The sequence below is a fragment of the Streptomyces sp. NPDC048275 genome, from assembly GCF_040652275.1.
GTDB lineage: Bacteria > Actinomycetota > Actinomycetes > Streptomycetales > Streptomycetaceae > Streptomyces.
This window is the reverse complement of record NZ_JBEZLR010000011.1, coordinates 38,008-52,704: the sequence shown is the minus strand read 5'-3', so window position 1 is coordinate 52,704 and position 14,697 is coordinate 38,008. Positions and strand designations below refer to the sequence as shown.

14 protein-coding genes are annotated in these 14,697 nt (G+C 71.1%); 7 read left to right on the top strand and 7 right to left on the bottom strand.

The annotated features are described in order from the left end of the window. Nucleotides 1-11: 11 nt before the first annotated feature. From AB0D57_RS09790 to AB0D57_RS09780, 3 genes are read left to right on the top strand one after another with little or no spacing between them, the layout of a single operon-like run. Nucleotides 12-839 carry a chorismate synthase gene (locus AB0D57_RS09790; RefSeq protein WP_362069524.1) on the top strand — a complete coding sequence of 276 codons (828 nt, stop codon included), beginning with the start codon at nucleotides 12-14 and terminating at the stop codon, nucleotides 837-839. After that, a complete protein-coding gene (gene menC, locus AB0D57_RS09785; protein WP_362069521.1) occupies nucleotides 836-1,963 on the top strand; it encodes an o-succinylbenzoate synthase in 1,128 nt (375 codons plus the stop codon). The genes AB0D57_RS09790 and menC overlap by 4 nt, the downstream gene beginning before the upstream one ends. A 9-nt stretch (nucleotides 1,964-1,972) precedes the next feature. Further along, entirely contained in the window at nucleotides 1,973-2,761 is a 789-nt protein-coding gene (locus tag AB0D57_RS09780; RefSeq protein ID WP_362069518.1) for a S16 family serine protease, read from the top strand. A gap of 30 nt (nucleotides 2,762-2,791) precedes the next feature. Here AB0D57_RS09780 and AB0D57_RS09775 read toward each other — a convergent pair whose 3' ends face one another. The 5 genes from AB0D57_RS09775 to AB0D57_RS09755 are packed head-to-tail and all read right to left on the bottom strand — an operon-like array spanning nucleotide 2,792 to nucleotide 7,002. Further along, nucleotides 2,792-3,760 carry a glycine betaine ABC transporter substrate-binding protein gene (locus AB0D57_RS09775; RefSeq protein ID WP_362069515.1) on the bottom strand — a complete coding sequence of 323 codons (969 nt, stop codon included), beginning with the start codon at nucleotides 3,758-3,760 and terminating at the stop codon, nucleotides 2,792-2,794. Beyond that, nucleotides 3,757-4,614, bottom strand: a complete 858-nt coding sequence (locus AB0D57_RS09770; RefSeq protein WP_362069512.1) for an ABC transporter permease — start codon at nucleotides 4,612-4,614, stop codon at nucleotides 3,757-3,759. Before AB0D57_RS09770 ends, AB0D57_RS09775 begins: the two co-directional genes overlap by 4 nt. Further along, on the bottom strand, nucleotides 4,611-5,870 hold the full coding sequence (locus AB0D57_RS09765; RefSeq protein WP_362069509.1) for a betaine/proline/choline family ABC transporter ATP-binding protein: 1,260 nt from the start codon (nucleotides 5,868-5,870) through the stop codon (nucleotides 4,611-4,613). The genes AB0D57_RS09770 and AB0D57_RS09765 overlap by 4 nt, the downstream gene beginning before the upstream one ends. Continuing rightward, a complete protein-coding gene (locus tag AB0D57_RS09760) occupies nucleotides 5,863-6,510 on the bottom strand; it encodes an ABC transporter permease (RefSeq protein WP_362069506.1) in 648 nt (215 codons plus the stop codon). Before AB0D57_RS09760 ends, AB0D57_RS09765 begins: the two co-directional genes overlap by 8 nt. A gap of 21 nt (nucleotides 6,511-6,531) precedes the next feature. Continuing rightward, the gene (locus AB0D57_RS09755) at nucleotides 6,532-7,002 is read right to left on the bottom strand and encodes an Lrp/AsnC family transcriptional regulator (RefSeq protein ID WP_362069503.1); all 471 of its coding nucleotides are present in this window, start codon (nucleotides 7,000-7,002) and stop codon (nucleotides 6,532-6,534) included. Between the two features lie 247 nt (nucleotides 7,003-7,249). On the opposite strand from AB0D57_RS09755, the gene hppD reads away from it, so the two are divergent. Further along, nucleotides 7,250-8,395, top strand: a complete 1,146-nt coding sequence (gene hppD, locus AB0D57_RS09750) for a 4-hydroxyphenylpyruvate dioxygenase (protein WP_362069500.1) — start codon at nucleotides 7,250-7,252, stop codon at nucleotides 8,393-8,395. An 8-nt stretch (nucleotides 8,396-8,403) separates the two neighbouring features. Here the strand turns inward: hppD and AB0D57_RS09745 are convergent, their stop codons facing one another. Continuing rightward, nucleotides 8,404-9,903 carry a tetratricopeptide repeat protein gene (locus AB0D57_RS09745; protein WP_362069497.1) on the bottom strand — a complete coding sequence of 500 codons (1,500 nt, stop codon included), beginning with the start codon at nucleotides 9,901-9,903 and terminating at the stop codon, nucleotides 8,404-8,406. Nucleotides 9,904-9,995: 92 nt separating this feature from the next. Between AB0D57_RS09745 and AB0D57_RS09740 the strand changes: the two genes are divergently transcribed. Continuing rightward, a complete protein-coding gene (locus AB0D57_RS09740) occupies nucleotides 9,996-11,402 on the top strand; it encodes an FAD-linked oxidase C-terminal domain-containing protein (RefSeq protein ID WP_362069494.1) in 1,407 nt (468 codons plus the stop codon). Nucleotides 11,403-11,411: 9 nt separating this feature from the next. Here AB0D57_RS09740 and AB0D57_RS09735 read toward each other — a convergent pair whose 3' ends face one another. Beyond that, entirely contained in the window at nucleotides 11,412-11,885 is a 474-nt protein-coding gene (locus tag AB0D57_RS09735) for an SsgA family sporulation/cell division regulator (RefSeq protein WP_362069491.1), read from the bottom strand. A gap of 246 nt (nucleotides 11,886-12,131) precedes the next feature. Here AB0D57_RS09735 and AB0D57_RS09730 point away from each other — a divergent pair, with 246 nt between their 5' ends. Further along, on the top strand, nucleotides 12,132-13,742 hold the full coding sequence (locus tag AB0D57_RS09730) for an RDD family protein (protein ID WP_362069488.1): 1,611 nt from the start codon (nucleotides 12,132-12,134) through the stop codon (nucleotides 13,740-13,742). A gap of 108 nt (nucleotides 13,743-13,850) precedes the next feature. Beyond that, nucleotides 13,851-14,552, top strand: a complete 702-nt coding sequence (locus AB0D57_RS09725) for an RDD family protein (protein ID WP_362069485.1) — start codon at nucleotides 13,851-13,853, stop codon at nucleotides 14,550-14,552. Nucleotides 14,553-14,697 lie beyond the last annotated feature (145 nt).

The window sequence follows — 14,697 nt, the reverse complement described above, 5'->3', positions numbered from 1 at the left end:
AGACTCGACTCATGACAGGAGCCACGGGAGCACGTGATCTCGCTGCGGCCGCCGCCCGCGCGGCCGGAGTCACCCTCCGTACCGTCCACGACGTCACCGGCATCGCCGCCGTGACCGACTTCTTCAGCGACGTCTGGCAGACCCCGCGCAGCACCCCGCCCTACCCGGCCGAGGTGCTGCACAGCCTCGTCCACGCGGGCGGCGCGGTGCACGCGGCCTATGACGGAACCCGTCTCGCCGGAGCCGCCGTCGCCGTCTTCGGGCCGCCCGCCCACGCCGACGTGTACTCCTTCGTGGCCGCTGCCGCCGCCTCCGACCGCGGGGTCGGGTACGCCGTGAAGCAGGCCCAGCGCGTCTGGGCCCTGGAGCACGGCGCCCGCACCATGCGCTGGACCTTCGACCCCCTGGTCGGCCGCAACGCCCGCTTCAACCTGGTCAAACTGGGCGCCACCGGCACCGAGTACCTCGTCGACTTCTACGGGCCGATGGCCGACGGGGTCAACGACGGGGACGAGAGCGACCGGCTGACGGTGACCTGGGATCTCGTCCATCCCCGTACGCCGCAGCACCCGGGCGACCGCGAAGGCGCCCCCGCCACTCGCGTCGCCCCCGATGGCGCCCCCCTCGCGCGCCGCGACCTCGCCGGCCGGTACGTGTGGTGCCGTGTCCCGGACGACATCGTCAAGCTGCGCGCCGCCGAGCCGTCGCTCGCGCTGCGCTGGCGCCACGCCGTCCGCGAGGTCTTCAAGGAGGCCTTCGCCGAGGGGTACGTCGCCACGGGGATGTCCCGCGACGGCTGGTACACCCTCACCCGCCCCTCCACGGAAGGCGCCGCATGAAGCTCGAACGCGTCGAAGTCGTCCACATCGCCCTCCCCCTCGTCACCCCCTTCCGCACCTCCTTCGGCACGATGACGACGAAGGACACCTTCCTGCTGCACGTCGTCACGGACACGGCCGAGGGCTGGTCGGAGTTCGCCGCCGACCCCGAGCCGCTGTACTGCTCGGAGTTCGTGACCGGCGCCGAGATCGTGCTCCGCGACTTCCTGCTGCCGCGCGTGGCCGCCCTGCCCGACCTCACGGCCGCCGCGCTCGCGCCCGCGATGGCGAAGATCAAGGGCCACGAGCTGGCCAAGGCCGCCCTGGAGACGGCGGTCCTCGACGCCGAGCTGCGCGCGTACGGCATGTCGCTGGCGACCTACCTCGGGGCCGTCCACGACCGGGTACCCGCAGGCGTGTCCGTCGGCATCAAGGACTCCCTCGGGGCGCTCCTCGACGACGTCGAGCGCTATCTCGACGAGGGGTACGTCCGCATCAAGCTGAAGATCGAACCGGGCTGGGACCTGGCTCCCGTACGGGCCGTGCGCGACCGCTTCGGGGATGCGCTGCCGCTCCAGGTCGACGCCAACACGGCGTACTCGCTCGCGGACGCCGAGCGACTGCGGGGGCTCGACGAGTTCGGGCTGCTGCTCATCGAGGAACCGCTGGAGGAGAACAACCTGCACGCCCACGCCCGGCTCCAGCAGCGCCTCGCCACCCCCGTCTGCCTCGACGAATCGCTGCACAGCGCCCGCGACACCGCGTCCGCGATCGCCATGGACGCCTGCCGGGTGGTCAATGTGAAGCCCGCCCGCGTCGGCGGCTACCTGGAGGCCCGCCGCGTCCACGACGTCGCCCACGCGCACGGAGTGCCGGTGTGGTGCGGCGGCATGCTGGAGACGGGCATCGGCCGCGCGCCCAACCTCGCGCTCGCCGCGCTCCCCGGCTTCACCCTCCCCGGTGACACCTCCGCGTCCAGCCGCTACTTCGCCGAGGACATCACCGAGCCGTTCGTCCTGGTGGACGGACATCTGCCGGTTCCGCGCACCCCGGGCATCGGTATCGAACCGCTGCCGGAGGCGCTGCGGCGCTTCACGACCGCGCGGCGGGACCTGTACGGGGGCCTTACCCAGCGGTCAAGTTAGATTGATCCCGTGCTCTCTCGCCTCACGCGCCCCCGGGCCGTCGCCGTCTGCGCCCTGCCCGTCGTGGCCCTGCTCGCCACGGCGGCGTTCGCACCGCTGCCCTTCTCCCTGACGCAGCCCGGCATGACGGCGAACGTCCTCGGCGAGAACAAGGGCGAACCGGTGATCACGATCAGTGGGGCGCCCACCCGCAAGACCAGCGGGCAGCTGCGGATGACGACGATCGAGGCGACGGGGCCGGACGCGACCGTCGGCCTCGGTGACGTCGTCGACAGCTGGTTCCGTACGGACCGGGCGGTGATGCCCCGCGACTCGGTCTACCCGAGCGGGGACACCGTCAAGGAGATCGAGCAGCACAACGCCGCCGAGATGCGGGAGTCCCAGGACACGGCCACCGAGGCGGCCCTGTCCTACCTCGGTGAGAAGAACGACGTGAAGGTCACGCTCCGGCTGGCCGACGTCGGCGGGCCCAGCGCCGGGCTGCTCTTCACCCTCGGCATCATCGACAAGCTGGACGGCGACGGCAGCGGCGGCGACCTCACGGGCGGCCGCAACATCGCGGGTACGGGGACGATAGACGCCGACGGCACGGTGGGCGCGGTCGGTGGCGTCGCCCTGAAGACACAGGCCGCCCGGCGCGACGGCGCCACCGTGTTCCTGGTCCCGAAGGCGGAGTGCGCGGACGCCGAGACGGAGCTGCCGAAGGGGCTGCGGCTGATTCCGGTGACCACGCTGAAGGGCACGGTCGATGCCCTGGTCGCCCTGGAGAAGGGCACGGGCTCGGTACCGAGCTGTTGACGCGCGGCGACGGCCACCCGGGGTGAGTCGTCACCCTCCCTTGACGAACCCCTCCTGCTTCATCCAGTCCAGCGCCACCTGGTGCGGGTCCTGCCCGTCCACGTCCACCTTGGCGTTCAGTTCCTGCGCCACCGTGTTGTTGAGCTTCTTGGTGATCGGGTCGAGGACCTCGGCGATCGCCGGGTACTTCTCCAGGGCCTTGGAGTTGATCGCGGGTGCCGCGTTGTAGTTGGGGAAGAACTTCTTGTCGTCCGCCATCACCACCAGGTTCATCGACTTGATGCGCCCGTCGGTGGTGAACACCTCGCCGTACGTACAACTCCCCTTCGCCACCTGGGTGTAGATGATCCCGGTGTCCATCTGCGTGATGTTCTTGGCGGGCAGATCCATCCCGTACGCCTTCTGCATGCCCGGCAGACCGTCGGCCCGGTTGGCGAACTCGCTCTCCACGCACACCGTGACCGCGCCCGGGTCCGACTTGGACAGCGCGGCCACGTCCGAGAGCGTCGTCGTGCGGTACTTCTTGAAGTTGGCCTGGTTCATGGCGAGCGCGTAGGTGTTGTTGAGCGTGGACGGCGGCAGCCAGGTGATCCCGTTCTTCAGATCCGCGTCGTGCACCGCCTGCCACTGCCGCTGCGGGTCGGGGATGGGCGTGCTGTTGCCGAGGTACGTGATCCAGGCGGTGCCCGTGTACTCGTACATGCCGTCCACGTCACCGCTCTTGAGTGCCTCGCGGGCGCCGATCGACCCCTGGATCCCGGTGCGGTCGAGCACGTTCGCGCCGGCCGCCTCGAAGGCGATGCCCATGATCGCGCCGAGGATCAGCTGCTCGGTGAACTCCTTCGAGGCGACCGTCAGGTCGGCGCCCTCGAGCGGCAGCCCCTGCCCGATCGAACCGGGTTCCACGTCGTCGACCATGGGGGAGCCGCTGGTCAGCCCGCAGCCGGCGGCCAGCACCAGCACCCCGGCCAGCACCGGACACGTACGCCCGCGCCTCATGAGTCCGCCTCCAGCCCACGTGGCCTCAGCAGCAGCTCGGCCAGTGACGCGAGCCAGTCCACGAGCAGCGCCAGCGCGACCGTGAGGATCGAGCCGAGGACGAGGACGGGCATGCGCTGGGTGGTGATGCCGGTGGTGATGAGAACGCCGAGACCGCCGCCCCCGCCGAAGGTGGCGAGGGTCGCCGTGCCCACGTTCAGGACCAGCGCCGTGCGTACCCCCGCGAGGATCAGCGGGACGGCCAGCGGGAGTTCGATCCGCTGCAGCACCCCCAGGGGCGACATGCCGATGCCGCGCGCGGCCTCCAGGAGGGTCGGGTCGTTCGCCTTCAGCCCGGCGATCGTGTTGGAGAGGACCGGCAGGATGGCGTAGATGATGATGCCGATCAGGGCCGACTTCTCGCCGGTGCCGAGCCAGATGACCAGGAGCGCCAACAGGCCGATCGCCGGGGTGGCCTGACCCATGTTGGCGACGGTCATCGCGAACGGCGTCGCCTTCCGGAACGCCTTGCGGGTGAGCAGGACGCCCAGCGGGATCGCGATGATCAGCACGAAGAACGTGGAGATCGCGGTCAGCTGGATGTGCTGCCACAGGGCCTTCGACACCTGCCCGTTCGACAGCGCGTTCTCGGAGATCGCGTCGAGCTGCGCCTGCTGGAACCAGATCCAGGTGGCGAGCAGCACGGCCACGACGAGGGTGGGCAGGAAGGTCAGCTTCTGCCAGGTGATGCGCGGCTTGAGCGTGACGGTCCGCGGCGGCGGGGCCTCCTGCTCGGCCTCGCCCTCGTCCCGGAAGGCGAGACCCTTGACCTCGTGCTCGCCCTCGGGCCGCTGCTCCTGCGGGGGAGTGCTCACGCCTTCGCCTCCCCCTCGCCCACGCCCTCCTGCTCGAAGTGGGTCTGCTGGGCGCGCGCCTCCTCCAGCTCGTGCTGGTGTTCCATCGCCTCCAGCCGGTCGGCCTCCAGCATCTCCTGCACCGAGTTCATCAGCGTCTCCATGTCGACGACGCCGATGAACTCGCCGCGCCGCCCGGTGACGGCGACCCGGCCCGTGTTGTCGATGAGCACGGCCTCCAGGGCGTCCCGGAGCGTCGCGTCCAGGGTCACCGTGTCGTGCACCAGCGTGCCCGCCCGCGCCAGCGAGCCCTTGGCCCGCATCAGATCGCCGCGCCGCAGCCACTTGTAGGGGCGGCGCCGCTTGTCCAGCAGCAGGATCTCGTTCGTACCGCTGCTCCGGAGCTTGTTGAAGATCTCCTGGAGCGGGTGGTCCACGGTCACGGTCGGGTAGTCGGTGACCTCCACATCCCGTACGCGGGTGAGGTTGAGCCGCTTCAGTGCCGCCCCCGCGCCCACGAACCCGGACACGAAGTCGTCGGCCGGGTTGGTGAGGATCGCCTCCGGGGTGTCGAACTGCGCGATGTGCGAGCGCTCGCGAAGGACCGCGATCCGGTCACCGAGCTTGATCGCCTCGTCGAAGTCATGGGTGACGAAGACGATCGTCTTGTGCAGCTCGTGCTGGAGCCGGATCAGCTCGTCCTGGAGGTGGTCGCGGGTGATCGGGTCCACGGCTCCGAAGGGCTCGTCCATCAGCAGGACGGGCGGGTCGGCCGCGAGCGCCCGCGCCACACCCACGCGCTGCTGCTGGCCGCCGGAGAGCTGGCGCGGATAGCGGCCGTGGAACTCGCCCGGGTCGAGGCCGACCAGGTCCAGCATCTCCGCGACGCGCGCCTTGATCCGCCCCTTCGGCCAGCCGGCCATCTTCGGTACGAGGGCGATGTTCTGGGCGACCGTCATGTGCGGGAAGAGTCCGGACGACTGGATCGCGTACCCGATCTTGCGACGCAGTTTCACCGGGTCCATGTCGGTGACGTCCTCCCCGCCGATGCGGATGCGTCCGCCCGTCGGTTCGATGAGCCGGTTGATCATCTTCAGGGTGGTGGACTTGCCGCATCCCGAGGGGCCCACGAAGACGACCAGCTCGCCCGCCTTGATCTCCATGTTGACGCTGTCCACGGCGGGGTCGCGGCTGCCGGGGTAGCGCTTGGTGAGGTGCTCCAGCTCGATGGTGGCGCCGGAGGTCTGCGCCTCGGTGTCCGTGGGCGTCTCAGGCACGGATCCCCCTGGAGATGGTCAACCGTCCGATGAGGACGTACGCGGCGTCGAACAGCAGTGCCAGGATGATGATTCCGAGCGTGCCCGCGAGCACCTGGTTGAGCGCGTTCTTGCTGCCCAGGGAGGCGAGGCCACGGAAGATCTCGTTGCCGAGGCCGGGCCCGGACGCGTACGCCGCGATCGCCGCGATGCCCATCAGCATCTGCGTGGAGATCCGGATCCCGGTGAGGATCGGCGGCCAGGCGAGCGGCAGCTCGACCCGCGCCAGCCGGGCCAGGCGCGACATGCCGATGCCCGTCGCCGCGTCCACCAGCGTGGGGTCGACGCCGCGCAGGCCCACGATCGCGTTGCGCACGATCGGCAGCAGCCCGTACAGCGTCAGCGCGATCACCGTCGGCGGGACACCCAGGCCCACGATCGGGATCAGCAGACCGATCATGGCGAGCGACGGCATGGTCAGAATCGCGGAGGTGGTGGTCGTGGCGAGGTTGCCCGCCACGTCGTTGCGATAGGTGGCGACGCCGATCACCACACCGATCACGGTCGCGACGACCATGCACTGGAAGACCGCGCTGGCGTGTTGGTACGCGTCCGTGAGCAGCTGCTGATGGTGGCTGCTCACGTACTCCCAGAAGTTCACGCCACCTCACCCGGTCATCGGTCAGTGCTCGGTTGCCGCCTGTTCCACCAGCGGGATGATCCGCAGCGGAACGGGGTTCTCCATGACGATCGCCGTGGAGGCCCGGACAATGCCATCAAAACCGACTACCCGGTCGATCACACGTTGGAGATCGGCGTTCGAGCGGGCCACCAGCCGGCACAGCATGTCGCCGCCACCGGTGGTGGTGTGCAGCTCCAGCACCTCCGGAACGGTCGCCAAGTGGGCTCGTACGTCGGGGCCTTGGCCCTGTCTGATCTGCAGCGTCGCGAAGGCCGTGACGGGGTATCCGAGCGCGGCGGGATCCACCTGCGGGCCGAATCCCCGGATGACTCCATTCGATTGAAGCCGGTCCAGGCGGGCCTGCACGGTGCCGCGCGCGACGCCGAGCCGCCGGGACATCTCCAGGACGCCGATGCGCGGCTCCCGTGCCAGCAGCACGATGATCCGCCCATCCAGATGGTCGATCGCCACGACAGCCTCCCCCTTTTTTTGGCTCGTTCGCCTGCGGGGCGCTACAGCCTGTGCCGAGAGGACGATCGTGCTCAGCCCTTCGGGCCTCCGCGCGTTCGTCCTCTCGGCACAGGCGCGCCCCTCCGGCTCCCTCGCGGGCTGGTCATCTTGTACAGAAAGTCAACCGGTCCCTACCCACCACTGAACAGATTGACCAGTGAATCCGCAAACTATTGCGCAGCTTGCAGACCGGGGCGACGCTTCCCCCATGACGCAGACCACACACCGCACTCCCGACACCGCCCGGCAGGCAGACCCCTTCCCGGTCAAGGGAATGGACGCGGTCGTCTTTGCCGTCGGCAACGCCAAACAGGCCGCGCACTACTACTCCACCGCCTTCGGCATGCGGCTGGTCGCCTACTCCGGACCGGAGACCGGCAGCCGCGAGACCGCCTCGTACGTCCTCACGAACGGCTCGGCGCGCTTCGTCCTCACCTCCGTCATCAAGCCCGCCACCACCTGGGGCCACTTCCTCGCCGAGCACGTGGCCGCGCACGGCGACGGCGTCGTCGACCTCGCCATCGAGGTCCCGGACGCGCGCGCCGCGTACGCGTACGCCGTCGAGCACGGCGCCCGCCCGCTCGCCGAGCCGTACGAGCTGAAGGACGAGCACGGCACGGTCGTCATGGCCGCGATCGCCACGTACGGCGAGACCCGGCACACGCTCGTCGAGCGGACCGGGTACGACGGCCCGTACCTCCCCGGCTACACGGCCGCCGACCCGATCGTCGAGCCGCCCGCCCACCGCACCTTCCAGGCCATCGACCACTGCGTCGGCAACGTCGAACTCGGCCGGATGAACGAATGGGTCGGCTTCTACAACAAGGTCATGGGCTTCACGAACATGAAGGAGTTCGTGGGCGACGACATCGCCACCGAGTACAGCGCGCTGATGTCGAAGGTCGTCGCCGACGGCACGCTCAAGGTCAAGTTCCCGATCAACGAGCCCGCCATCGCCAAGAAGAAGTCCCAGATCGACGAGTACCTGGAGTTCTACGGCGGCGCGGGCGTCCAGCACATCGCGCTCAACACCAACGACATCGAGCGGACGGTACGGACGATGCGGGCGGCCGGGGTCCGGTTCCTCGACACCCCCGACTCGTACTACGACACCCTCGGCGAATGGGTCGGCGACACCCGCGTCCCCGTCGACACCCTGCGCGAGCTCAAGATCCTCGCCGACCGCGACGAGGACGGCTACCTGCTCCAGATCTTCACCAAGCCGGTCCAGGACCGCCCGACCGTCTTCTTCGAGATCATCGAACGGCACGGCTCCATGGGCTTCGGCAAGGGCAACTTCAAGGCGCTGTTCGAGGCGATCGAACGGGAGCAGGAGAAGCGCGGCAACCTGTAGAACTCCGGCTACCGGCTACCGGCTACCGGCTGCGCAGTCTGTGGCAGGGGCTCGGCGGCCGGTTCGCCGAGGGCGTCCAGGGCTTGTCTGGCCATGGGGGCGAAGGCGGGGGAGAAGTACGGGTTGATGCGGAGGGACTCCTCGAGGTGGCGGCGGGCCGAGCCGGCGAGGCCCAGGTCACGTTCGATCTGACCCCGGTGGAACATGTACAGCGCACTGCGCACGCCGCCTCCGTGCAGCTTGTCCGTCGCCCTCGTCGCGAACTTCAGGGCCTCCTCGTCGAGGCCCGCCCGGTGCAGCGCCCACCCCAGCGCGTCCACGACCGCGATCCCGGGCTGCCGCTTCCACTCGGCGCGCAGTCGGCGCACGGCGGTCGCCGGATCACCGTGGTCGGCCTCGAACAGCCCGAGGAGCAGCTCGTTGTTGACGCCGTTCGCGGCCTCCGTCCGCACCCGCTCCCGCAGCAGGTCGTACTGCGCCCGCGCCGCGTCGGCGAGCCCCAGCGTCTCGTACAACTCGCCCAGCTCCAGCGCGTACCGCGGCTCGGGCTGCTTGGCGAGCGCCGCCTGGTACGCACGCTGCGCCTCCGACGTGCGCCCGAGCGCCGCCAGCGCACGCCCCTGCCCGGCGAGCGCGCTGTGCCTGTCGCGGTCGGTGCGCAGCGCGCTCTCGTAGAAGCGCAGCGACTCCTCCCGGTCCCCGCGCTCCCAGGCCAGCCGGCCGGACTCCTCCAGCCAGGCCGCCCGCTCGGCCGGGGTCCCCGAACCCGCCGCCGCGTCCGCCAGCGCGGCCACCGCGTCCTCGCGCCAGCCGCGCTCCCAGTACACCTGCGAGGCCTCTACCAGCACCGGCGGTCCCGAGTGCAGCCCCTGGAGTTTCTCCAGCGCCGTGCGGGCGGCCTTGTAGTCGCCGAGGCCGGTGTAGGAGTCGATCAGCAGCGGATACGTCGTCCACCGCTTCGGCGCCAGCTTCAGCGCCGCCTCGCCCCACTTCCGGCCCGCCCGGAAGTCATGGCGCGCGTTGGCGAGCGCGGCCAGCCCGTCCAGCGCCGCCACATTCTGCTTCGGCGCGGCGGCCAGCGACGTACGCAGCGCCTGCTCGGCCTTCGGGAAGTACGCGGGCGTCGCCGTCCGCCGCCCCTGCTCCACATACGCCGCACCGAGCACCGCCCACGACTGCTCGTCGCGCGGATGGGCCCGCAGATGGGCCTCGCGGTCGCCGATGAGCGCCGCCAGATCGGGCAGCGCGGCGGGCACCCCGGCCCCCGAAGCCGCCCGCGCCCGCGCCGCCACCGGCCCCGCCGCGGCCCGCGCCACCACCGGCCCCGGCGAGGGCGGCGGCGCGGAGTCCAGGGCCGAGGGCAGCAGCACCAGCACCCCGCCGAGGACGACACACCCGGCGACCACACCGATCAGGGCGCGCTTCACGACGGAGGAGCGGCGCCGCCCCCCGGAGGGCCCCTCGGGCTGCAGTCCGGTGAGAACCGGCTGTCGCTCTTCGATCTGCATGTCCTTCACTGTGCTCCAGTACGAAGACCACATCCCGGCACACAAAGGGTGCCGCAGACGGGGTTCACACCGATGGCCCCGGGTGCGACGCTGTGATCATGAGCCGTATCGAAGCCCCGCGCGACGACGTCACCGGCAACCTCGTCGACCGACTCCTCGTCGGCCTGCCGACCGAGGCGGTCCTCACCGACCCGGACGTCACGGTCTCGTACGCCAACGACATGGCGAGCTTCTGCGAGGCCGGCACGCCCGCCGTCGTCGTCCTGCCGCGCACCGTCGAACAGGTCCAGCACATCATGCGCACCGCGACCGAGCTGCGCGTCCCCGTCGTCCCGCAGGGTGCCCGCACCGGCCTGTCCGGCGCCGCCAACGCCTCCGACGGCTGCATCGTGCTGTCCCTGGTGAAAATGGACCGGATCCTCGAGATCAGCCCGGTCGACCGGGTCGCCGTGGTCGAACCCGGCGTCATCAACGCCACGCTCTCCCGCGCCGTGGGCGAACTCGGCCTGTACTACCCGCCGGACCCCTCCAGCTGGGAGATGTGCACGATCGGCGGCAACATCGGCACGGCCTCCGGCGGGCTGTGCTGCGTGAAGTACGGGGTGACGGCCGAGTACGTCCTCGGCCTCGACGTCGTACTGGCCGACGGTCGGCTCATGTCCACCGGCCGCCGTACGGCGAAGGGCGTCGCCGGGTACGACCTCACTCGCCTCTTCGTCGGGTCGGAGGGCTCGCTCGGCATCGTCGTACGGGCGATTCTGGCCCTCAAGCCGCAGCCGCCCCAGCAACTGGTGCTGGCCGCGGAGTTCGGGTCGGCGCGGGCAGCCTGCGACGCCGTGTGCAGGATCATGGAGGGCGGTCACGTCCCCTCCCTCCTCGAACTGATGGACCGTACGACGGTGAAGGCCGTCAACGACCTCGCCCACATGGGTCTCCCGGAGACCACCGAGGCCCTCCTCCTCGCCGCCTTCGACACCCACGACCCGGCAGCCGACCTCGCCGCGGTGGGCGCCCTGTGCGAGGCCGCGGGCGCCACGCAGGTGGTCCCCGCGGAGGACGCGGCGGAGTCCGAACTCCTCCTCCAGGCACGGCGGTTGTCGCTCACCGCGCTCGAAGCCGTCAAGGGCACGACGATGATCGACGACGTGTGCGTGCCGCGCTCCCGGCTCGGCGACATGCTCGAAGGCATCGAGCGCGTTGCCGACAAGTACTCCCTGACCATCGGCGTCTGCGCGCACGCCGGCGACGGCAACACCCACCCCACCGTCTGCTTCGACGCCACCGACCCCGACGAGTCCCGGCGCGCCCGCGAGTCCTTCGACGAGATCATGGCCCTCGGCCTGGAACTCGGCGGCACCATCACCGGCGAGCACGGCGTCGGCGTCCTGAAGAAGGAGTGGCTGGCGCGCGAGATCGGCCCGGTGGGGGTGGAGATGCAGCGCGGGATCAAGACGACGTTCGATCCCCTGGGCCTGCTGAACCCGGGCAAGGTCTTCTGACACCCAGGCCTACTCCCCGTCCTTCGACTCGTCCGACGGCCACGGACCGCGCAGCCACAGGTCGTCGGCCGGGGTCGGGGCGAGCAGCTCGGCGAGGCCGTCGTCGATGCCGAGCTGCTCCGCCTCGGAGCCCGGCGGGACCGCCCGCAGGGTGCGCTCCAGCCAGGCGGACACCTGCGCGGCGGGCGCCTCGAGGAGGGCGTCGCCGTCCGGCGAACTCAGCGCCATCAGCACGACGCTGCGGCCCGCGACCTTCGTCGGCCACACCCGCACGTCGCCGTCACCGCACGGCCGGAACACCCCCTCGATGAGCAGTTCACGGCCGAAGGTCCAGTCGACGGGATGCTCGGAGTCGATGTGAAAGGCGATGTGGACGGCGTACGGCTCGTCGCTGTAGTAGCTGAGCCGGGCCGGCACGGGGATGCTGCGTCGGGGCGACAGGACGAGTTTGAGCTCGAGTTCGCGTTCCACCACGGTGTGCATGTCGATGCCCTTCCCTTCGGGTACGGGGCCCTGAGGGCGGGCCCGTACGAGTGGAGAGCGCGTTCACACGGAACCATTACGCGAGTTCGGAGAACTTTTTTCGGGCGGTGTCCTTCGGGTGGTGTCCAGAGGTGGCGGAACGTTGCTCGAATGGGGTGGGTACGGCGGGAGCGGCCGTGACGCGTGCGCCGGTCTGATAGATGTGGACCCTCCAAGAAACCTCCGAGCAGATACGGGACGACGGACATGAGCGCCCCAACCCCGGCCCCCGGTGACGACAAGCCCCGCGAGGGGTACTACCCGGACCCTTCCATTCCTGGATATGTCCGGTACTGGAACGGTGCCGCCTGGGTACCGGGTACGAGCCGTCCGGCGCCGTCCGACGGCGTGCCGATCACGCCGCCCGGCACGCGACCGGCCACCGTGCCCGCCCCCGCGCCGATTCCGGCGGAGGAGACGGGGCCGCACTTCTTCGACGAGGACCCGCGACCCGCGGCCGAGCCGCAGCGGCTGCCCCCGGCCGAGGCGCAGCACGGCAGTCGGCCGGAGCCCGCGACGGCGTGGGGCGCCGACCGCTCCCAGCAGTCGGGCTTCGGCCGCGATAAGGACCGCCGAGTGTCCTGGGGCGGGCCCCAGGGTTCCGACCCGCGCGTGCCGCGCGCGGCGGAGCCCGGTGACGCGGTCGTCCAGCCCGACGGCGATTCCTCCCGCACGGACGGCACGGCGACGTTCCCGCCCGCGGGCTCGGGCAGTGGCTCCCAGCCTCCCGCGCCCGACGGGGCGGTGCTGTTCCGCCGTCCGACCGCGGAGGGTACCGGGGCCGGACGGGACGCGGGAGCACCCGGGAACGGGGCCGCCGCGAGCGGTGCGCAGTTCGCCGGTACCGGTCACCCCACCGGCACCCCGGGGGCCCAGGACCCCGCCCCCGCCGAGGGCACCATGACCTTCGGCGCGCGCTCCCCGCGCACGGGGCAGCAGCAGGAGGCGCAGGCCGGGGGCACGGATCCGGCCACCGGCGCACCGGGGGCGGACACGTCCGCGGCGGGTGGTTCCGGCGGCGGCTTCGGCGCCGGACAGGCGGCCCAGGCCGCGGCTCAGGCCGCCCAAGCAGCCCAGGCGGCCCAAGCGGCTCAGGCCGCTGCCGCGCAGGCGCCCGCCGGGTCCGGTCCCGCCGGTCCGTCCAGCCCCTCCCTCCCCCAGCAGTCCACCGGGCCCGCCGCCATGCCCATGGCCAGCGGTGTCGGCGGCGGACAGCCCTCCTGGGCCCAGCAGGTGCACCGGCTCGCGGGCGCCCCGGCCGACGAGGGGCAGCCCGTCGTGCCGTGGAAGGCACCGGTCGAGGACATCTTCCAGGCGGCCGCCCGCAGGCAGTCCGCGGCACGCCCCGCGAGCCTCGGCAAGCGGCTGGCCGCGCGACTCCTGGACACCGTCGTCCTGGCCGGCGTCACCGCCGTGGCCGCCGTACCGCTGGGCACCAAGGCGATCGACCACATCGACGCGAAGGTCGACGCGGCCAAGCAGTCCGGCGAGACCGTCACGGTCTGGCTGCTCGACGGCACGACCGCGGGTTACCTCGGCATCGTGCTGGCCGTCCTGCTCCTCTTCGGCGTCCTCTACGACGCGCTCCCCACCGCCAAGTGGGGCCGCACCCTCGGCAAGAAGCTGTGCGGCATCGAGGTCCGGGACATCGAGGGCCACGAACCTCCGTCCTTCGGCCTGGCCCTGCGCCGCTGGCTCGTCTACAGCGTCCCCGGCCTCCTCGTCATCGGCGTCGTCGGCATCCTGTGGTGCCTGTTCGACAAGCCCTGGCGTCAGTGCTGGCACGACAAGGCGGCCCACACCTTCGTGGCCGCGTAACCGCCCGCACAGCCGCCCCCGCGGCCGTCCGGACGCCCGTGTCCCGGGCGTCCCCCGGACGGCCGCTCGCCGGATGCGCGACCGGAGGGTTCGCGGTCGACTCGGGCCATGAGCAGCGAACCGCCGCCCCCCGGCTCCGGCCCGCCACCGGACGAAGACCCGTTCAAGAAGCAGCCCCCTCCGGCTGACGGCGGTGGCTCCCCGCACGAGGGCACCCCGCCCACCCCGCCCCAGGGTTCCCCGTACGACACCCCGCCCTACGGCGGTCAGCAGCCGCCCCCCTACGGCGGCGGGGAGCCGTACGGCGGTGGGGGCGGCCCTTACGGCAGTGGCGGCCCCTACGGCGGCGACCCGCTGGCCGGCATGCCCCCGCTCGGCGACAGCGGCAAGCGCACGCTGGCGAGGATCCTCGACATGATCCTCGTGGGCATCGTGGTGTGGCTGCTGACCTGGGCGTTCGGGATCGACGAGTACACCGTGAACGCGGACGAGGTCGAGTACGGCAAGGGCCTCGGGCAGGCCGTGCTCGTCGCGGTGCTCTACACCGGCTACGACACCATCATGATCGCCAAGTCGGGGCAGACCCTCGGCAAGAAGCTGTTCAAGCTGCGCGTGGCCAACCTCGACAACGGCTCCACGCCCTCCGCACAGACCTCGCTGGTGCGCGCGCTGGTCCTGTGGCTCCCGTTCGCGTTCTGCTGCGCGTGCATCTGGACCGCGATCGCGGGTGGTTGGAGCTTCTTCGACAAGCCCTACAAGCAGGGCATCCACGACAAGGCGGCCAAGACGGTGGTGGTCGCCACAGGTTGACGTACGCGGTCAGCCGCGGCGCGAAGAGACGCGAAGAGACGCGAAGAGACGCGAAGAGACGCGAAGAGACGCGAAGCCAAGAGACGGCCGACCGGCAGACGCGGTGAGCGCGGCAGGTCCGTGATCCACGAGCCCGCCGGTTCAC